Source organism: Kribbella sp. NPDC049227, assembly GCF_043197265.1.
Classification (GTDB): Bacteria; Actinomycetota; Actinomycetes; order Propionibacteriales; family Kribbellaceae; genus Kribbella.
In genome coordinates, this window is the sequence record NZ_JBICST010000005.1 from 529,239 (window position 1) to 548,570 (window position 19,332).

Annotated in this window: 19 protein-coding genes; 9 read left to right on the plus strand and 10 right to left on the minus strand. The window is 69.3% G+C overall.

Annotated elements, in window-relative coordinates; genetic code table 11:
- Positions 1-5 precede the first annotated feature (5 nt).
- A complete protein-coding gene (locus ACGFH6_RS24815; protein WP_393388079.1) occupies positions 6-2,633 on the minus strand; it encodes a CHAT domain-containing protein in 2,628 nt (875 codons plus the stop codon).
- A 140-nt stretch (positions 2,634-2,773) separates the two neighbouring features.
- On the opposite strand from ACGFH6_RS24815, the gene ACGFH6_RS24820 reads away from it, so the two are divergent.
- The gene (locus ACGFH6_RS24820) at positions 2,774-4,141 is read left to right on the plus strand and encodes a S8/S53 family peptidase (RefSeq protein WP_393388082.1); all 1,368 of its coding nucleotides are present in this window, start codon (positions 2,774-2,776) and stop codon (positions 4,139-4,141) included.
- A gap of 31 nt (positions 4,142-4,172) precedes the next feature.
- On the opposite strand, the gene ACGFH6_RS24825 is transcribed toward ACGFH6_RS24820, so the two are convergent.
- Positions 4,173-4,781, minus strand: a complete 609-nt coding sequence (locus ACGFH6_RS24825; protein WP_393388085.1) for a hypothetical protein — start codon at positions 4,779-4,781, stop codon at positions 4,173-4,175.
- A gap of 146 nt (positions 4,782-4,927) precedes the next feature.
- On the opposite strand from ACGFH6_RS24825, the gene ACGFH6_RS24830 reads away from it, so the two are divergent.
- Positions 4,928-5,716 carry a hypothetical protein gene (locus tag ACGFH6_RS24830; RefSeq protein WP_393388088.1) on the plus strand — a complete coding sequence of 263 codons (789 nt, stop codon included), beginning with the start codon at positions 4,928-4,930 and terminating at the stop codon, positions 5,714-5,716.
- A gap of 5 nt (positions 5,717-5,721) precedes the next feature.
- On the opposite strand, the gene ACGFH6_RS24835 is transcribed toward ACGFH6_RS24830, so the two are convergent.
- Entirely contained in the window at positions 5,722-6,738 is a 1,017-nt protein-coding gene (locus tag ACGFH6_RS24835) for an SDR family oxidoreductase (RefSeq protein ID WP_393388091.1), read from the minus strand.
- Between the two features lie 94 nt (positions 6,739-6,832).
- Here ACGFH6_RS24835 and ACGFH6_RS24840 point away from each other — a divergent pair, with 94 nt between their 5' ends.
- The 5 genes from ACGFH6_RS24840 to ACGFH6_RS24860 all read left to right on the plus strand — a co-directional run bounded on the left by ACGFH6_RS24840 (position 6,833) and on the right by ACGFH6_RS24860 (position 10,734).
- Positions 6,833-8,506 carry an alpha-amylase family protein gene (locus ACGFH6_RS24840; protein WP_393388094.1) on the plus strand — a complete coding sequence of 558 codons (1,674 nt, stop codon included), beginning with the start codon at positions 6,833-6,835 and terminating at the stop codon, positions 8,504-8,506.
- 82 nt (positions 8,507-8,588) lie between these two features.
- Positions 8,589-8,762, plus strand: coding sequence for a CsbD family protein (locus ACGFH6_RS24845; protein ID WP_393388096.1), 174 nt, complete (start codon positions 8,589-8,591; stop codon positions 8,760-8,762).
- Between the two features lie 144 nt (positions 8,763-8,906).
- Complete coding sequence (locus ACGFH6_RS24850) at positions 8,907-9,659, plus strand: GAF and ANTAR domain-containing protein (protein ID WP_393388098.1); 753 nt, start codon at positions 8,907-8,909, stop codon at positions 9,657-9,659.
- A 63-nt stretch (positions 9,660-9,722) separates the two neighbouring features.
- Positions 9,723-9,920 carry a hypothetical protein gene (locus ACGFH6_RS24855; protein WP_393388101.1) on the plus strand — a complete coding sequence of 66 codons (198 nt, stop codon included), beginning with the start codon at positions 9,723-9,725 and terminating at the stop codon, positions 9,918-9,920.
- Positions 9,921-9,936: 16 nt separating this feature from the next.
- Positions 9,937-10,734, plus strand: a complete 798-nt coding sequence (locus ACGFH6_RS24860; protein WP_393388104.1) for an endonuclease/exonuclease/phosphatase family protein — start codon at positions 9,937-9,939, stop codon at positions 10,732-10,734.
- A gap of 217 nt (positions 10,735-10,951) precedes the next feature.
- Here ACGFH6_RS24860 and ACGFH6_RS24865 read toward each other — a convergent pair whose 3' ends face one another.
- From ACGFH6_RS24865 to ACGFH6_RS24885, 5 genes are all read right to left on the minus strand, one after another.
- Positions 10,952-11,758, minus strand: coding sequence for a DinB family protein (locus ACGFH6_RS24865; protein WP_393388107.1), 807 nt, complete (start codon positions 11,756-11,758; stop codon positions 10,952-10,954).
- 25 nt (positions 11,759-11,783) lie between these two features.
- Positions 11,784-12,131 carry a hypothetical protein gene (locus ACGFH6_RS24870; RefSeq protein ID WP_393388110.1) on the minus strand — a complete coding sequence of 116 codons (348 nt, stop codon included), beginning with the start codon at positions 12,129-12,131 and terminating at the stop codon, positions 11,784-11,786.
- A gap of 98 nt (positions 12,132-12,229) precedes the next feature.
- A complete protein-coding gene (locus ACGFH6_RS24875; protein WP_393388113.1) occupies positions 12,230-12,433 on the minus strand; it encodes a three-helix bundle dimerization domain-containing protein in 204 nt (67 codons plus the stop codon).
- A gap of 88 nt (positions 12,434-12,521) precedes the next feature.
- Positions 12,522-12,971, minus strand: coding sequence for a DinB family protein (locus ACGFH6_RS24880; RefSeq protein WP_393388116.1), 450 nt, complete (start codon positions 12,969-12,971; stop codon positions 12,522-12,524).
- A gap of 67 nt (positions 12,972-13,038) precedes the next feature.
- A complete protein-coding gene (locus ACGFH6_RS24885) occupies positions 13,039-13,719 on the minus strand; it encodes a VOC family protein (protein WP_393388119.1) in 681 nt (226 codons plus the stop codon).
- Between the two features lie 145 nt (positions 13,720-13,864).
- On the opposite strand from ACGFH6_RS24885, the gene ACGFH6_RS24890 reads away from it, so the two are divergent.
- Positions 13,865-15,358 (plus strand): DHA2 family efflux MFS transporter permease subunit, encoded by a 1,494-nt coding sequence (locus ACGFH6_RS24890; RefSeq protein ID WP_393388122.1) that lies wholly within the window; start codon positions 13,865-13,867, stop codon positions 15,356-15,358.
- Here the strand turns inward: ACGFH6_RS24890 and ACGFH6_RS24895 are convergent.
- Positions 15,355-16,674 (minus strand): dihydrolipoyl dehydrogenase family protein, encoded by a 1,320-nt coding sequence (locus ACGFH6_RS24895; RefSeq protein WP_393388125.1) that lies wholly within the window; start codon positions 16,672-16,674, stop codon positions 15,355-15,357. The two genes, ACGFH6_RS24890 and ACGFH6_RS24895, sit on opposite strands and share 4 nt — an antisense overlap.
- 172 nt (positions 16,675-16,846) lie before the next feature.
- Between ACGFH6_RS24895 and ftsH the strand changes: the two genes are divergently transcribed.
- Positions 16,847-18,811, plus strand: a complete 1,965-nt coding sequence (gene ftsH / locus ACGFH6_RS24900) for an ATP-dependent zinc metalloprotease FtsH (RefSeq protein ID WP_393388128.1) — start codon at positions 16,847-16,849, stop codon at positions 18,809-18,811.
- A gap of 120 nt (positions 18,812-18,931) precedes the next feature.
- Here the strand turns inward: ftsH and ACGFH6_RS24905 are convergent, their stop codons facing one another.
- Complete coding sequence (locus ACGFH6_RS24905; protein WP_393388131.1) at positions 18,932-19,324, minus strand: VOC family protein; 393 nt, start codon at positions 19,322-19,324, stop codon at positions 18,932-18,934.
- Positions 19,325-19,332: the final 8 nt, after the last annotated feature.

A 19,332-nucleotide genomic window follows, 5' to 3' on the forward strand; every position in this document is an offset into this window, starting at 1 on the left:
CCCCGTCAGCGGCCGAGAGCCACGAAGGACAGGGCAGTCGCGACCGCGATCGGGTCGTCGCCGACGCCGGCCCGGGCCTTCTGGAGGGCGACGCCGAAGGAGTCCCCAGCGCGCAGGTGCTCGTGGAAATCGACCATCAACCCAGCGGTGGCGGTGTCGTTGACCGGTACGACGCTGGCCAGGAGGCTCGCCGTACCGAGCGGGACGAGCGCGGACACAGCGCCGAGGAGCTCGTCCGCACCGATCGGAGCCGCAACGCCGGACTCGCAACTGGACAAGACCAGTCGCAGCGGCGCGCGGCGGAGTCTGCCGAGGTCGTAGAGAGTCAGTGGCCCGTCGTCGAGCGCGAACGCGGAGAACAACGGGTTGTCTCGGCGCAAGCGTCCGTGGGCCGCGATGTGTGCGGTCCAGGCGCCGTCCAACGCGGCCAAGGTCTTGTCGGCGGTGGCCTGCCCGTCGGCGAGGACGTCCGCCTTCGGATAGTTGCCTCTGATCTGCCGCAGTTCGTCGTCACCGCTGCGGAGACCAGGTCCGGCGACGAGGGTGACGCGGCGTTCTCGCGGCGTGTGCAGGCGCCCGGCCCGCAACCACATCGACGCCGACGGCGCGACGACGACCGGGGCCGACCTCAACGCCGGCAACATCGCCCAGGGCACCGCATGCAGAGCCGCCGGCGGCACGATCAGGACAGGTCCGTCGCCGAGATCCGCCGCAGCCGGTCCCAGCAGGACCTGTTGCAGCCGGAGACCGACCGCATCGATTCGCTCGACAGCTCCGGAGTGCGCGCGGCCGTGCGCGAGCCGGCGCAGCATGAACAGTGCGAGATCGAGCTCCCGTACGGCGACCTCGACCGGGCCGATCGGATGCATGCGTACTTTGCGGCCGACGACCGTGATCGCATGGAGCACGCCGTCGAGCGCAGTGATCTCGACGAGGCGATGTTCTCCCAGACCGCCGATCAACGTGCCGAGGTCAGCCGCGTCGTCACGGCGACGCGGATCGGCCGAGGTACCGGAGCTGTTGCTGAGCCGCCTGGTTCGGGCCCGGATGGAGGACTCGAGGCGGCTCCGTTCGAGCTGGAGCCGATCGGTGTCCTCGTCCGCCCGCTCAGCGACCTCGACGCGTCGAGCCACGTTGCGCAGAGCGGTGAGCTCAGCCGCCAGTTCGGGATCGTCGGGAGGGCGGACCGGCGGCAACGCGAGCGCACCGGCTCGCCATTGCTCGCTCCAGCGCAACAGCATCCGCGCGTCGTTCCGTCGTACGGCGTGACGCTGCGCCATGGCGGCGAGTTCGACGCCGTACGTCGCGGCGTGGGCACGCAACTCTGGTGCGGCCAAGGAGCGTTGATGATCGGCCGCGGCATCGAGACCGTGCCGGCAGGCGATCAGGGTCGCAGCAGTGTCACCACGTCCCTCGGCCCGCAGCGCGTGGGCCAGCCAGCCGGCCGCATGCCCGAACGTCGGACCGCGATGACGGAAGCGCGCCGCGAGGGCGAGATGCCGGTCGGCGTCGGCCCCGCGTCCCTTGTCAGCCGCGAGGCGGCCGGCCAGCAGGTGGGCCGAGAGTGCGTCCGGGGAGCTGAACTCATCGAGCTGATCGGCGAGCCGCTGGGCCTCGGCGCAGAGCCGATCGCCACGCTGACCGGCGTCGTACCGCGCCTGGAGCGTGAGGTACGTCGTCCGCGCAAGCCAGCCCTTGCGGCCTTGCTGGCGGAACAGCCGACCGGCTTGCACAGCACGTTCCTCGGCGAGAGCTGGTCGTCCGGCGGCCTGCGCGGCTTGTGCGACGGCGAACAGCAGTTCGGCCGTCCCGGTCCCGCCCGGATCGCGACGAAGGTGGTCGCGCAGGACCTGTTCGGTCGTGGCGACAGCTTCGGTTGCGAGGCCGGCGGCGAGCAGGACGGCGCAGCGGTCGATCGCCAGACTCGGCCACTCCGTCTGCAAGGCCGTGTACCGCGCCGCGGCCTCGTCGAGGAAGCCCAGCGCCGCGGGCAGGTCGCCTGCCTGGAACGCCACGTCGGCCCGGTTGTGCACGAGCATGGCCGATTCGAGTTCCTGGCCGTTGGCAGCCGACAGTCGCTCGGCCACCACCAGGTCCCGGTCCGCATGGGCTGCCTGTCCCAGGGCGGCGTACACCAGGAATCGATGGGTGCGTGCGCGAGCCTCCCAGACCTGGTCGCCGCCGCGATGCAGGAGCATGACGGCCTGGCGGAGGTCGGAGAGCGCTTCGTCGTACCGTCCGAGGACTCGGAGCAGGTATCCACGTCGGGTCAAGGCCCTGCCCGCGGCGGCGCCCTTGCTGTTCGCGATCGCCTGTTCCAACAGGGCGAGCGCTTCGACGTACTTGCCTCCGAGGCCGAGCGTGAGGCCCAGGGTTGCTTGCACGTCCGCGATGCGTGCGGGCTCGGTGGAGGTCTTGGCCAGGCGCAACGCGCGGCGGAGTTCGGTGACCGCTTCGGTCTGGTGGCCGGAGTCGCGCAGGACGATCGCCCGCGCCTGACGAGCGATCGATGCGGTCCGCGGGTCGGGAGTTTCCGCCAGCACCGTGGCGGCTGCCGCGAGGGCTTCGGACGGGCGCGACACCGCCAGCGGCAGGAGTCGGTCGGGATCGTCGTGGCGGTCACCGGCTGACATTCAAGGAGTCTAAGAAACTCACTGCGTAATCGGGAGGGGTCATGTCACAAGACGACGCAACGAATCCGGAAGGTCGCACTGAGGAAGCATCGGCGGGTGCCGAGGGCGTTCCTGAAACACCGCAGGATGCCCAGCGTGCCGTGATTCTCAGCCGTTTCGACCGCGAATCCGAGCATCCACGGAAATTGGAGCCGGGGCGGGGCGCCGGCACGGAATCCGGCATCGACTTCTTCTACGAGGCCGGCACGATTCTGGTGCGGGAAGAGCATTTCGAGCATGTGCGCAGGATTCTGGAGCAGTTGCACCTGCTGCCCAGTGGTGACCGGGAACCCGTGTCGCAGCCGGTGATCGCGGGCATCCGGCTGATTCGCCTGAACCCGGAGCTCAACCCGCAGCTCGGCACGCTCGAGACGCTGAAGTTGCTCCGGGAAGGCGGCGAAGTCACCATCAACCGCCCGGCGGACCAGACCGGCGACGCGGACACGCCGGCCGAGAGCGCAGGATCAGAGGAAGGTGAGCGGCCGCCGGGCACGGTGCCGCAGACGGTGCTCGTCACCGGGCTCGGTCCGGGGGTGGGGACACCGAATCATCTCGTGTCCATCACCGGTGGCCGGGGCAACGGCGCCGGTTGTCCGGCGACCGAGCCCGAGCCCATGCCGGGCGGAAGTGCTCCCTATCCCGGGTACACAGCGGATCGGTCCGCCGGCGAGGGCGTGAAGATCGTCGTCGTCGACACGGGCTTCGACGCCACGGCGCCGGACCGCAGCGACTGGCTGACAGGGGTGACGGGGGACAGCGACGACGGGATCGTTGGTACGACCCTGGAGTTCTACGCCGGCCACGGCACGTTCATCGCGGGAGTCATCAGGTCCGTGGCCCCGCTCGCGGAGGTCTGCGTCCGGAAGGGATTCGGCCCCGAGGGCACGGTGGTGGAGTCCGACCTGGTCGCGAAGCTGGACGAGATCATCGAGAAGGACGACCCCGACATCATCAGCATGTCGGCGGGCACGTACTGCCACGACGCGACCGGCCTGCCCACCTTCGGGGTCTTCAACGAACGACGACTCAGCCATCACAAGGGGGTCGCCTTTGTGGTTGCTGCGGGCAACTATGCCGACCGGAAGGCGTTCTGGCCGGCCGCGGCGCCGTACACCGTGTCCGTCGGAGCGCTGAACACGTACTGGCACGGACGGGCCGGCTTCAGCGACTTCGGCGGCTGGGTCGACGTCTATGCGCCCGGGCAGGACCTCGTCAACGCGTTCCCGGTCGGCAACTACACGTATCGCGAGCCGCCGCACGTGGGTCCCGGACGCCCGCCGCGGCAGGAAGTCTTCCACGGCATGGCGAGGTGGAGCGGTACGTCGTTCAGTACGCCGCTCGTCGCCGGGCTGATCGCGGCACGGATGTCGCGAACCGGCGAGAACGGCCGGGACGCGGCGGCCGCACTCATCGCCGAGGCCCGGCAGGCAGCACAACCCGGTGTCGGAGCGGTGCTGCTGCCGGAGTAGCCGGTTGGCCCCGGGGTCGTCGGTTGCCTGGTCAGCGCTGGTCGTCGTTCGGGGTCGTCTCTTCGTCCGGGACCTGGGAGTCCTCGGGCGGAGTGACGCCCAGCAGCGGACGCAGCCGTACCATCGCCTGATCGGTGAACAGACCGGCCAGGCAGCCCGTCATCATCAGCACGGTCACGCCGGCTGATGAGGTCGTGTCGTCGCCGATGCTGATCAGGCCGGTGTTGACGGCGACGACGACCACCGAGCCCAGCAGAGCGGACCAGACCGGACGCAGCAGGTACCACCAGACGAATCCTCGCTCCAGCGTCTCCAGACCGGCACGCTGGGCGAAGACCATGCTCTGATGGATGACGCTGCCGACGGCGCCCGCCGCCGCGCCGACGATCAGCAGCGACATGTTCAACGTGGTCGTGAAGTCCGGGCCCCACCAGTGCACGGTCCGGGTCGCGATGCCGGCCGGCCCCGTGATCTCCTGGTCGGACACGAGCCGCTCGGCGATGCCGTACGCCGCGATCAGACCGATCAGCGTGATGATCGCCTCGGCGAAGTTGATCGCGCCGATCATCCGCCGGGTCATCGGCTTCATCGCGGCCTTGTTCCGCGGCCGCGCAACGCCAGGACGTGCTGTGGTGGTCACTTGATCCCTCCGGTTCGTTCTCTTCCCCTCCCGAACCAGAGTCGCGAGGTCGCGCCCGGATACATGCGAATTCCTGGGCGGGCGGTGGTATCAGATCCGGCGGTTCTGCCTCCGGTTGGCATGGCCACGTCCGAGGGGAGACGGACATGGGAACGCAGCAGAACCATCGCATCAGACGGCAGCTCAGAGAGACGAACGCGTTCAGCGGTACGTCGCTCTTCTTCGGCGTGCTGGCGTCCGTCGTGTGCTCGGCGATCATTCCGGCGCTGGGCGCGGGACGGATCGCGACCGTGATCGGTGCCGCGCTGAGCCCGTTGCTGGTGGCGATGTTCACCACGCGAGGACCAGGGTTGATCCGTACCGTCGGCATCGCGTCAGTGACCGCCATCGCCTTCGTGATCAGCCTCGGTGGGTTCACTCTGCCCGAGGCGATCGCGGGCGACGGATCACTGACCTCGGACCGCGCCGGCACCTTCGTCTACACCAAACGGGGTCCGACGCCGACGCCTCCGCAAGCCGGCCCGGCGACGAGACCCACGCCCGTGCCTGAACCGTCGGAGCCGCCCTCCTCACCTGAGCCGCCGGAGCCTTCGCAGGCCGGCGGCGAGATCGAGATGCCGGACCGGCGCGAGTGCCCGGAGATCGCGGTGGGCGAGGTGAAGGTCTGCAAGCAGATCGGCGTCGGGAACGCCGGGACCAAGACGGTCGAGATCGCCACTGGGGAGATGAGCGGTGCTCACGCTGACGACTTCGTGATCACCCATCGGTGCGACGGCAGGTTGAAGCCGGGGACCGGGTGCTCGGTGCGGGTGGAGTTCCGGCCGTCCGGCGGTGGCCTTCGCGAAGCCAGTCTGATGCTGTACGTGCAGCCGGGCAACATCACGCGTGAGATCACGGTGACCGGCAACGCGATCGACCTCGACGGTACCGAGTGAGCTCGTCAGCCGTTCCGGAAGTGGCGAGCGGTGAGGACAGCGGTCGCGGCTGCTGTGCAGGTGGCGAGCGCGGTCGTGACCAGACCGCGGTGCTGGGACGCCCAGAGTTGATAGCTGTGTGACGTCGAGCGGTCGTCGAAGACGCCGTGCGTGCCGTAGTCGTGGCCTTCCTCCTGGTCGGCCGGGTGCCAGAGGTTCGCGGACTGATCAGGGTCGGAGACCGAGTCGGTCTGCTGGGACTGGTAGCCGGTGCGGGCCAGGTAGCGGTCCAGCAGGCCGGCGGCGAACTTGTTCGCGATCAGCGTGGCGACGGTCGGCGTACCGACCCAGTACTCGCGGCGCTGCGGGTGGTCCGCGGCGAACACCACCGCGTCGGCGGCGACCTCGGGCTGGAAGATCGGCGGCACCGGCTGCGGATGTTTGGGCAGCTTCGACAGGACCCAGGAGAACTGCGGGGTGTTCACCGCGGGCATCTGCACCATCGTGGCGTGCACGTTGGACTTGTCGTGCAGCAGTTCGCACCGCAACGAGTCGTGGAAGCCCTGGATCGCGTGCTTCGCGCCGCAGTACGCCGACTGCAGTGGGATCCCGCGGTACGCCAACGCGGACCCGACCTGCACGATCGCCCCACGGTCACGCGGCTTCATCCGGTCCAGTGCGGCGCGGGTGCCGTAGACATAGCCGAGGTACGTCACCTCGGTCGCCCGCTTGAACTCCTTCGGGTCGATCTGCGTGAACGGCGCGAACACCGAGGTGAACGCGACGTTGGCCCAGACATCGATCGGCCCGAGTTCGTCCTCGACGCGCTGGGCGGCCGCCTCGACCTGCTCGTACTCCGCGACGTCGACCGGGATGGCGAGCGCCGTCCCGCCGGCCGCCTCCACCTCGCGAGCCGCGCCGTCGAGACCTTCCTCGCCCCGGGCCAGCAACGCGACCTTGGCGCCCCGCCGGGCGAACGCGATCGCACTCGCGCGACCGATTCCACCACTCGCGCCCGTCACCACCACGACCTGCTCGGTCACACCCTCCGCCTCCTCGACTCGATCCGGACTCGGCCCGACCGGTACCCCGATCGCCGGAGCGGATGCACAGGTTTGGGCCGGGGCACGGGAAGGCATGCGGCTGACCGAGACTGCTGACGTCTGGTGGAAGAACGCGGTGGTGTACTGCCTCGATGTCGAGACGTTCTTCGACACCGACGGCGACGGGCGCGGTGATCTGCAGGGCGTGAGTCAGCGGATCGATCATCTGGCCGAGCTCGGCGTCACCTGCCTGTGGCTGATGCCGTTCTATCCGACGCCGGACCGCGACGACGGGTACGACATCACCGACTTCTACGGGGTCGATTCCCGGCTGGGGTCGCACGGCGATCTGGTCGAGCTGATCACGCTCGCGCAGGACCGCGGGATCCGGGTGATCGCCGATCTGGTCGTCAACCACACCTCCGACCAGCATCCGTGGTTCCAGAGCGCGCGAGCTTCGCGGCAGTCGCCGTACCGGGGCTGGTACGTCTGGCGGGACGAACCGCCGCCGGATGCGGACCAGGGCATCGTCTTCCCGGACCAGGAGGACAGCCTCTGGCAGTACGACGAACAGGCCGGTCAGTACTACCTGCACAGGTTCTACAAGCACCAGCCGGACCTCGACATCGCCAACGCGGAGGTGCGCGAGGAGATCGAGCGGGTGATCGGGTTCTGGTCGCAGCTGGGGATGTCCGGGTTCCGGGTCGACGCCGTGCCGTTCCTGCTCGACACCGCCGGCGCGCTCGATGCGTCCGGTCTGCCGGATCCGCACGACTATCTGCGAGATCTGCGGGCGTTCCTGGATCGGCGGCGCGGTCAGTCGATGCTGCTCGGCGAGGTCAACCTGCCCTATGACGACGTACGGCGCTTCTTCGGCGACGAGGACGGCGACGAGTTGACGATGTGTTTCGACTTCATCGGGATGCAGCGGCTTTACCTGTCCCTGGCGCGCAACGATCCGGCCGAGCTGGTGCAGGCGTTGCGATCGCGACCGGATCCGCCGGAGGAGGCCCAGTGGGGCACGTTCGTCCGCAACCACGACGAACTCACGCTGGACAAGCTGTCCGACGAGGAACGCCAGGAGGTCTTCGACGCCTTCGGCCCGGCCGAGGACATGCAGTTGTACGGCCGCGGTCTGCGCCGGCGACTGCCGCCGATGCTGGGCAACGACCTTGCTCGGCTGAAGATGGTGTACAGCTTGCTGTTCTCCTTGCCCGGTACGCCGGTGTTGTTCTACGGCGAGGAGATCGGGATGGGGGAGAACCTCGCTGCGGAAGGGCGCAACGCCGTACGCACACCGATGCAGTGGACGGCCGGCGTGAACGGCGGCTTCTCGATCGCCGACCCGTCCGCGCTGGCCGCTCCGGTGACTGAGGGGGAGTTCGGTCCTGAGCACGTCAACGTGGCGGCGCAGCGGCGTGATCCGGACTCGTTGCTGAACTGGATCCGGCTTCTGATCCGGCGGTATCGGGAGTGTCCTGAGCTGTCGTGGGGCCGGTGCACCGTCCTCGAGCACGAGTCGCCGTCGGTCTTCGCGCATCGGTCCGACCATGAGGGCGGGACGATCGTTGCCCTCCACAACTTCGGGGCGGAACCGGCTCGGGTGACGTTGGCAGTGGACGGCGCGGGGGTCGGCGTCCGAGCGGTCGATCTCCTGCGCGACGGCACCACGGACGTCCAGGAAGACGGTGTCATCTGCCTCGACGTGGATCCGCACGGCTCCCGCTGGCTGCGCATCATCCGGCCGGGTGACCGCTACATCCTGTGATCCCCCGCCCGATGCGCATGGATCGCCGGATCCAGGGCACCCGGAGCGCGACAAAGTCCGGAGCCTGCAGAAGGAGAGTTCGATGGGTACTGGCGACAAGATGAAGAACGCCGCCGAGGCGGCCAAGGGCAAGATGAAGGAGAAGACCGGCGACGCGACCGACAATCGCGACCTGCAGGCCGAGGGACAGGCGGAGAAGTCGAAGGCCGACCTGAAGCAGGCCGGCGAGAAGGTGAAGGACGCGTTCAAGGACTGACAGCGCGTGATAGAACGTCGGCCTGACGGCCACGCCAAGGATTCCCACCCGGCCCCGGTGGGAGTCCCTTGGTGGGCGCAATCGAACGGCGTTCGCGTGTTGTGGTCGTGGCCTGAGTGGGCGACTGCGAGGCAAAATGGGGCCATGGAACGCGGTGAGTCGGAAGACGCGGCGGAGGCCGGCGTCCTCGACCGGGGACCTGCCCGATCGGGGCTCGCTCCGGACACGGACGCGGTGGCTGATGTGTTCGCCCGCCTGGCGCTGGAACTGCATGACTCGGCGGGAGTCGAGGAGACGGTGCAGGCCGTCGTGGAGTTTGCGCTGCAGGCGCTGGGCTGTTCGCACGCCGGCGTTGCGCTGGCGGCCCGCGGTCAGCCTGAGGTTCCTGCGGTGACCGACCCGGTGGTCGGGGAGATCTACCAGTGGCAGATGGCGAGTCGCGAAGGTCCGCTGGTGGTGTCGATGCGTGAGCACAGCACGCTGCTGGTGCGAGACACCGCGACGGACGGGCGGTGGCCGGACTGGGCGGCGAAGGTGTTGTCGCTGGGTGTCCGGAGCGTTCTGGACGTTCCCCTGACCACAGCGGCCGGCACAGTCGGCGTACTGGGGTTGTACAGCGCGACCCCGGATGCGTTCGACGCTGACGACGAGGCGGTCGCGCACATCCTGGCCCGGCACGCGTCGGTGGCGGTGGCGACCGCGCGCAAGGAGGCGAGCCTGGCTCAGGCGGTCGACGCGCGCAAGCTGGTCGGGCAGGCGATGGGCATCCTGATGGAGCGGTACGGCGTGGACGGTGATCGCGCGTTCGCGATCCTCAAGCGCTACTCCCAGGACACCAACACCAAGCTCCGGGACGTGGCCCAGCGCCTGATCGACACCCGCACGTTGCCGAAGTAAGACTCCGAGACCGAGCGGAGTCCGTAATCCGGTTGTGGGATTCGGGTTGTGGCTGGAGGAACGATGACTGTCGGTGGCGTCGACACGTACTACGACTACGACGAGAAGCAGTGGAAGAGCCGGAGACTCGGCGGGGGACCGATTCGTCGCGGACCGGTGTGCCCGGCCCCGAAGGCTCCGGAACACCACGAGCCGAGCGGCGGCCAGAAGCCGCTCGAGGCCCGCAACCGGCCACACAAGTCAGCGGTCCTTGGTGGTTGATCATCAGGTCCGGGCGATGACCTGGAACATCTGGTGGCGGTTCGGGCCCCGGTGGCGTGAGCGGCAGCCCGGGATCCTCGCCACGATCGAGCGGTACACGCCCGATGTCGTGGCCCTGCAGGAGGTCTGGAGCGCGGACGGTACGACGCAGGCCGAGCAGCTCGCGCAGCGGCTCGGCTTCCATTCGACCTTCGCGGCTCCCTCGTATCCGGCGGCGCCGGATCCGCCGGCGCTCCCCGACCACGAGGGTGTCGAGCTCGGGGTGGGACTGCTCAGCCGATGGCCGATCCTGAACCAGGACGTGATCGCGATGCCGTCGCGCCATCGCGCGTGGGATCCGGTCATCCTGAGAGCCTCGGTCGCTCATCCCGCCGGTCGACTCCCGATCCTCGTGGCCTGCCTCGAGCACGCGACGACGTACAGCGATGACCGGCTGGCTCAAGCGGCCTTGCTGGCCGACCTCGCCACCGATCCCGCCACCGACGGACCGTGTCCGTCCTTGGTGATGGGAGATCTGAACGCCGCGCCCGGCAGCGCCGTACTCCGGCCGCTGCGCGACGTACTGATCGACGCCTGGGCGGATGGAAACGGCGCGCCCGATGCGATCACGCTGCCCTCGACGCATCCTTCTGCTCCGCTCGAAGCCGGCCCCGAGTTGGTCGACCAGCGGATCGACCACATCTTCTACCGGCCCGGGCACGAGGACCAGCTCGTCAACGTCGAGTCGGCCGTCATCGCCGGGGAGGCTGTGGACGGCGTCTTCCCGTCCGACCACAGGGCAGTGATCTGCGACTTCCGCTGGCATGATCGGTGAACCGGTCGGCGGAAGGGATTCGGTGGAGTTCAACCTTGCTCAGGTCAATGTCGCGAGAATGCGCGCGGAGGCCGGCTCGCCTGTCGTCGGTGAGTTCATCGCAGCGCTGGATCCGGTCAACCGGTTGGGTGGCTACCGGCCGGCGAGCACCCGACCGTCGAGGCCGCCCTGGCCCGCCTCGACTACCTGCGCCGCTGGGGCCCGTGCCCCAAAGCCTTCACCCTCCGCCACCGCTACGACTCGACCGGGCTTCGAGTGTCGTAAGGTCGCGGGTTGCGAAGCGGTGGTGTTCGCAGGCTTCTTCCATCACGACGGCGAGGCATTCGGCGACCGCGAGGGGTTCGTCGGGGTAGCCGGGGGCCGGGTTGCGATTGGAGGTCCGGCCGAGGTCGGCGTTGGTGAGGTCGTCGACGGTACGGCGTACCAGGGCCATCCGGTCGGCGAGGATCCGGAGCACCTCGTCGTACGCCGGAGCCGCCTCGAGGTCGATGCCTAGGGCAACCGCATCCTGGTCGGCGTACCAGGACTGGGTGACGCCGAGCGGGTGGTACGGGCGTTCCTGGTCGAGGACCGGGCGGCTCAGCCAGGCGTCGACGATGAAGACGAGGTGGCGCAGGGTCTCGGCGAAGGACCATTCGCCGTCGACGCGTTCGTTCCGGGCGGCTTCGGGCAGGCGTCCGGCGCGCGCGATGGCGTCGGACCAGAGCTTCTCGATCGTGTCCCACATCGCGCGGAAGCCGTCGGCGTCCTGGATCTCGCGGAGCTGGACGCGTTCGGGATGCCGGCGGTCGAGCTCGGCGTCGACGTACTTGGTCACGTCGACTCCGTTGACGAGCAGCCGCTCGACGTACCCGGAGATGTCGACGTCGACCAGACAGCCGTCGACGATCTTCACCCCGGACAGATCGCAGTCGGTGAAGCGGGCCCCGCGAAGATCCGCGACCCGGAACGTCGCACCGCGGAAGGCATCCGTCTCCTCGCCACCACCCGAGAACCGATGCGGGCCGTACTGAGCGTCATCCATCGCCACAGTCAACCATCGACGGATGTCAGCGGAGGACGGCGATCTTCTGGCGAGCCGTGGTCAGGGCAGTGGCGGCACGGTTCAGGTCGTCCTGCGCTGCCTGGAGTTGCGAGTCCGCCTCGAGCAGGACCTGGCCGGGCTTCAGCTCGTCGTCCGTCGACGTCACGTGGCCGATCAGTTCGGTCAGGTCGACGCCGCGGATCATCAGCGCCGCCGTGGCCAGAAGCGTCCGGAGTTCGTGGAGTTCGTCGTTCCACACCTGTGGTGATCGCCGGTCGGCACCGCGGGTGCGTCCCGCGTCCACGGCGTGCCGCAAGGCCGTGTTCGCCTGGTCCAGAGCCACGATCACTCCGTCTGGCCTGTCGTCACTCACCGCTGCCTCCTCATCGGCGGAGTGGTCGAGTGATCAGGGCACCAGAGGTGGCCCGGCCGTGCAAGCGGTCGGGCTGAATCGTGATGGAGTGGACGGCGTCAGCTGGGCACCCGGCCCCGGAGTCTGTCCTTCGCGCCACGCTCCACGAACAGCGGCACGAAATCCCGGATCGGGTTGGGTTCGAACTCGGGCCGGCTGGCCTCGACCGCGGCCGCGACATCGTCCGCCGGGACATCAGGGAACTGCTTGCGCAGGCGCACGACCGCCTCGGCGATCGCGCGATCCTCTTCGGACCTGTCCATCTTTCAACTGTGTCGTCGCCGGCCACCGAAAGCAACGGCACCCCGATTACCGAACGCCCGGCCTCGGATTCAGACCAGGGACCGGAAGTCAGCGGCCGGTGGTGCCGTCGATCTGCTCGCGGATGATGTCGGCGTGGCCCGCGTGCCGGGAGGTCTCGCCGATGACGGCCAGGATCGCCCAGCGCAGGTCGTGGGTCTTGCCGTTGCGGGTCACCGGTGCGTCCGCGTCGCCGATCGCGGCGACGATCTCGTTGCTGGTCGCGCAGGCAGCGCGATAGTCGGCGCGAAGGTCCTTCAGCGAGACCGTGGGGTCGACCTGCATCGACCGCTTCCCCCGGGTCGCCTTTCGCCCGGCCACGACCTCCTCGAACCACAGCGACTCGACGAAGGTCAGGTGCTGGATCAGGCCGGCGATGTTGGTACCGGAATCGACCGTACTGCGCCGCGCATCCGCCTCACTGAGCCCAGCCAGCTTCTTCAGCACGCCGGCCCGCAACCCGTCGAGCACCGCGCACAACTGCTGGACCTCGCCAGTCATGCCGGGAGCATAACCGCGGGGCGAACAGACAGGAGACGACAGAGCGTGCTCTGTCGTCCCCTGTGCTTCATTCCGGGAGCTTGGCGCCGGACTGTTCGGCGACCATGTACTCGGCGTACCAGGCCGGCCAGTTCACGTCGAACTCGCCGCCGTTGCGCTTCTCGTGTTCGCCGTGCGCCGTCGCCGCCCGGACCAGCGCCTCGCGCAGGTCGTCGACGGACGCGAACGACGTCTCGTCGGACTCGATCCGGCCGGGGAGCCGGCTGGTGACCTCCTGCAGCAGCCAGCCGTTGCCGTCCGGGTCGCTGAACGTCGCGAACGAGCTGTAGCTGGCCCCCTCCTCCGCCCGCCCGCCGACGCGATCGCTGCCGTCGGTGTGGAACTGGGCGCCCGGTGCACCGGGATGGAACACCTCGCTGACCTCGACACCGTGGCCGGCGAGCTCGTCACGAGCCGCCTGGATGTCGGGCACGATCAGATACAGGCCCTGGGCCGAGCCCGGCGTGGCCGAGGTGATGCCGGCGCCGAACTGGACCGAGGCCGGCGACCCCGGCGGGGTGAACTGGACGACCCGGAAGCCGTTGTCGAACGCGAAGTCCGCGTCTTCGCGCCAGCCGAGGTTCGCATAGAACGCCTTCGCGGCGTCGACGTCGGTCACCGGGATGACGGTGGCCTCGAACTTGAAAGGAACCTTCCCGGTGCGCCCGTCGGCGCTCGCAACTCCGGTCGAGTCCTGGGTGGTGCTCATCTGTGCCTCCTGGATGGGTGTCTGTGTACAGACGATCCTCGCGCCGCGACGATCCCGTCGCACCAGGGTGACTCACTGGTGCGACCTACGTGCGGCGTGGAGGAAGGTCGGACGTGAACATCGCCGCCACCCCCGGGAGCCGACCATGCCCACATCCGATCTCCTCGTCCCCCTTCGCAGCCGGGCCGGGGTCGCGATCGTCGCGGCGACCGTCCTCGCGTCGGGGATCGCGTGGTACGACGCGTATGTCGTGAACGTCGCGGTGCCGGCGATCGGCAAGCACTTCGGCGCCGGCGTCGCGTCGGTGCAGTGGACACTGACGGCCTATCTCCTGGCTGTCGCGTCGCTGCTGCTCCTCGCCGGTGCACTGGCCGATCGGTTCGGCCGGCGGCGCGTGCTCGTGGTCGGCCTGCTCGTCATGCTCGGGGCGTCGTTCCTCTGCGCCGCCGCTCAATCGATCGGGTGGCTGATCGGCGCCCGGGCTGTCCAGGGCATCGGCGCCGCGCTCGTCGTACCGATCAGCCTGGCCTTGCTGAACGGCACGCTGCGCGTCGCCGATCGTGCGAAGGGCATCGGGATCTGGGCGGGTCTGTCCACAGCTCTGAGCACCATCGGTCCGTACGGCGGTGGTTGGCTGATCGACAACGCCTCATGGCGCTGGGTGTTCCTGCTCCCACTGCCGTTGTTCGTGGCCGTGTTCGCCGTACTGCGGCATGTGCCCGAGACGACCCGTGAGCGGCCGGCGTTGTCGGTCGATGTGTTCGGTGCGGTGCTCGGAGTCGTCGGGCTGGGCGGCCTGATCTACGCGTTGACGGAGGGGGCCAGTGCGGGTTGGTCGAGTGCGCGCGTGCTGGTCCCGGGTGTGATCGGTGCCCTGGCGCTGATCGCGTTGCTGCCGGTCGAGAACCGCCGGCGCGCGCCGCTGCTGCGGCTCTCGCTGTTCGAGTCGCGTCAGTTCGACGCGATCAACGTCGTCACCGTCCTCGTGTACGGCGCTCTGGCCGCGGGCGGCTACCTGTTCGTGGTGAACTGCCAACTCAGCCTCGGATACACCGCCGCGCAGGCGGGGGCGGCGCTGATCCCGGCGTCGATCGTGTTCCTGCTGCTGTCGCCGTTCAGCGGTGCGCTCGTGTCTCGTCTCGGGCCGCGGTGGCTGATGTTCGCGGGGATCCTCATCATCGCGGGCGCGAACGTCTGGCTGGCCCAAGCGGCTCCCGGTTCCAGCTATGTCGGCACGATCCTGCCTGCTGCGCTGGTGCTGGGCGTCGGCCAGGGCGTGATGGTCGCGCCCTTGACGGCGGCGGTTCTCGCGGCCGTCAGCGATGCCGATCTCGGCGAAGCCTCCGCGATCAACGACGCGGCCGCCCGGGTCGGCGCACTGGCCATGATCGCCCTCGTGCCACTGCTGATCGGTGCGACCGCGGGCAGCAGCCTCGCCGACTCGCTCGCCGATGGCTACCGCCCGGCGATGCTCGTCCTCGCCGGAGTCTGCGCGCTCGCCGCCGTACTGGTCGCCGTCTTCGTGTCGAACGAACGGGCCACGGCTCCCCGCCTCGCTCCGCCGGCCCCGCACCAGGGCTGCGCCCTCGCCGTCACCACCGAGGCGACGGTAGGCGCAGTCAAACCAACGGTGAGCTAGACGCGCAAGGCCTTGAGGGCCTCGACGTAGATCTCGGAGAAGGTCGGGAAGGGCTGGATCACGTCGCGCAGTACGTCGAGGGGTACGGCGGCCCGGATCGCGAGAGCAGCCTGCTGCAGCCATTCGCCGGCGTCAGGTCCGAGGGCGTACGCGCCGGTCAGCTTCTCCCCATCGCTGAGCAAGGTGAGGAAGCCGTTGGAATCGGCGTACGCGTGGGTGTAGGTGGCGGTCTTGGCGACGCCGGAGAGCGCGGCCGTCGCGCTGTACGGCGCTTCGATCGCTCCGACCGATGCGGCCTGTGGGTCGGTGTAGACGACCCGGGGAACCGCGTCGTAGTTCGCCTCACGTGGCTCGCCGAGGATGTTGGTGGCAACGACCTCGCCCTGGTACTTGCCGACGTGGGTCAGCGGCCACAGGCCGGTGATGTCGCCGACAGCCCACAGCCGCTCACCGGCGCGAAGCCGGGAATCGACGGGAACACCGCGACGGTCGGGTGTGATGCCGAAGGACTCCAGCCCGATCCCTTCCACGCGCGGGCGACGGCCCGTGGCGACGAGGAGCTTGTCGCCGCGCAACTCGCGGCCGTCACTGAGGCTCAGCACGTAGTCGTGGCCATCGCGCCGGGCACCGGTGATCTCGATCCCGAGGGCGAGGTCGATCCCCTCCCGGCGGAGGGACTCGCCGAGCGCTTCGCCCAGCGCCGGCGGCTCGCGGTACAGCAGGTGCCGGCTCTGGTCGACCAGCGTCACCTCACCGCCGAGGCGTCGTACGACCTGACCCAGCTCGGTGCCGACCGGGCCGCCACCGATGATGAGCAGGTGACGGGGAACCGCCTTCATGTTGGTCGCCTCACGGCTCGTCCAGACACCCTCGAGTTCACGCAGACCTGGGATCGGTGGGATCACGGCGTCCGCACCGTTGGCGAGTACGACGTTGTCGGCCGTGTGGCGTACGCCGTCAACCTCGACGACACCCGGTCCCGCAAGGCGGCCGGAGCCGCGGAGCAGGTCGATACCGCTCTTGGCCAGCCACTGCTCCTGACCGGCGTCGGAGTAGTCCGACACCATGAAGTCGCGCCAGGCGAACACCGCCTCGACATCCACCTCCGCGGTGGCGCCGGCGTCCCGCGCGCCCTGGACGGCCTCGCCCGGACGGAGCAGCGACTTGGACGGGATGCAGGCGTAGTAGGAGCACTCACCGCCGACCAGTTCACGTTCGACGACGGCGACCCGCAGGCCGCCCTCGGCCAGGGCGCCGGCGGTATGTTCGCCGGGTGATCCGCCGCCCACGACGATCACGTCGTACTCGGTTGTCATAGTTCGGTTCCTCCCTCGACAGGTGCTGTCCTCCACGCTCGCTCGCCGGACGACCGGGTCGCACCAGGGAGAGTCCCTGGCCTCTCGGCCGGACAGGACCGGGGATGAGCACTAGCGCGATTCCGGTCGCCCGGCCCGATGATGGAGGCAAGCCGAGACAACGGAGCCGACCATGAGCGACCAGGACAAGCGACCGCGTGAGCAGCCCCCGTCGGATCAGGACGAGCGATCCGACGGTTCGCAGCGACCCGCGGACCAGCCCTGGCGGACCGAGGGGCTCCCGCCGGGCAAGCGAGGGGACAAGCCGCGGCGGCCGCGCTGGCTGCTCTGGGTGGCGTGGATCGTCGGCGGCTACCTGGTGCTGTTCCTGCTGACCACGATGCAGGACCAGATGTCGGGCAGCGCGGAGACGGTCTCCTACACGGAGTTCTCGGCGCAGGTGCAGAAGGGCAACGTCTCGGAGATCTTCGCCCGGGGTGACACCATCCAGGGCCAGCTCAAGAACGAGGCCCCGGTGCCGGGCAAGAGCGACTCGAAGTACACGAAGTTCACCACCGAGCGGCCGACGTTCGCCAACGACGATCTGTACGGCGCCTTGCAGAAGGCCGGCACCACGGTGAAGGCCACTCCGGTGGTCCAGCAGCGCGGGGCGCTGTGGAATCTGCTGATCTCGTTCGCTCCGATCCTGCTGCTGGTCGGGTTCTACATCTGGCTGTTCCGGCGTCAGCAACGCGCGGCCGGGGGAGGGTTGAGCGGTCTGCTCGGTGGTGGGCAGAAGAAGCCGGTCGACCCGCAGACCGTGCGGACCACCTTCGCCGACGTCGCCGGCATCGACGAGGTCGAGGACGAGATCTACGAGATCGTCGACTACCTGAAGGACCCGGACAAGTACCGCCGGCTCGGTGCCCGGGCGCCCAAGGGTGTGCTGCTCTCGGGCGCACCGGGGACGGGGAAGACACTGCTCGCACGGGCCACCGCGGGCGAGGCCGGGGTGCCGTTCTTCTCGGCGGCCGCGTCGGAGTTCATCGAGGCGATCGTCGGGGTCGGGGCGAGCCGGGTCCGCCAGTTGTTCAGCGAGGCACGGAAGGTCGCGCCGGCGATCATCTTCATCGACGAGATCGACACGATCGGCCGGGCCCGCGGCGGCGCGCGCTCGTTCGGTGGTCACGACGAGGGCGAGCAGACGCTGAACCAGATCCTCACCGAGATGGACGGCTTCTCCGGGACCGAGGGTGTGGTGGTGCTGGCGGCCACGAACCGGGCCGACGTACTGGATGCGGCGCTGCTGCGGCCGGGGCGGTTCGACCGGACGATCACCGTCCATGCCCCGGACCAGAAGGGCCGCGAGGCCATTCTTCGGGTGCACGCGCGGGGCAAGCCGCTCGCCGCGGACGTCGACCTCACCGCGGTGTCCAAGTCGACGCCGGGAATGACCGGGGCCGACCTGGCCAACCTGTTGAACGAGGCAGCCCTGGCGGCTGCCCGCGACGGCCGGTCGGAGATTCGCCGCCGCGACCTGACCGACGCGCTGGAGAAGATCCAGTTGGGTACCGCCCGCAACGTCGTGATGCCCGAGGAGGAGCGACGCCGTACGGCGTACCACGAGGGTGGGCACGCGCTCCTCGGCATGATCCACGTCGGCGCGGACCCGGTCCGCAAGGTGTCGATCATTCCCCGCGGCCGCGCGCTCGGGGTCACGCTGTCGACCCCCGAGATGGATCGGTACGGCTACGACGCGGAGTACCTGCGCGGCCGCATCATCGGAGCCCTCGGCGGGATGGCGGCCGAGCAGGAGGTCCTCGGCGTGGTCACCACCGGAGCCGAGAGCGATCTGCAGACCGCCACCCAGATCGCCCGTTCGATGGTCGGCCGGTGGGGTATGTCGGCGGCCGTCGGACCGGTGTCGGTGCTCCCGGTCGACGGCGACCCGCGGGCCGTCGCGTCCGAGTCACTGCTGAACACCGTCGACGAAGAGGTCCGACGCCTGATCGACGAGTGCTACCAGGAGGCCAGGCGGCTGCTGCGCGACAACCGCGATCGGCTCGAGGGCATCGCCGAGCAACTGCTCCGGCACGAGACCCTCGACGAGGCCGACGCCTACGCCGCCGCAGGCATCCCCCACGACGCCCGGGCATGACGCCTGGGCCGACAGCGGAGCGGTTACCCGCACACCCGGCGACAAACCAGTGTCGCCCGTTGGTCCCGGCCCCACCCGAACCGGCCGGAGCAGCGAGCTCCGGCCGGGTTTCGTCGGTGCTCAGGACGGCTGCGAGACGAACAGCTCGATGGCGATCTTGTCGGGATCCTTGAGGTTCAGGTGCAGGCCGAACGGACTCGCCTCGATGGTCGAGCAGGTCACCCCCTGGGCCTCGAGGCTGCGGTGCCAGGACTCCAGCTCCGCCTGCGACGAAACCTGGAACGCGAGGTGATCCAGCCCGACGTGGACCGGGTCGAAGCTCTCGCCCGTGCCTTCGGGATGGTCCCGCAGCGCGATCGTCACACCGGGGCGGGCGACGACGACGAGCCGTCCGGTGTCGGCGCCGGCCGAGAACACGGTCTCGGTGCCGAGCACGCGGTTGTAGAACTCGGCGCTCCGCTCCGGATCGGTCACGGTCAGCGAAACATGCGAAAACGCTTCGAGCGCAGGCATCCCCCACC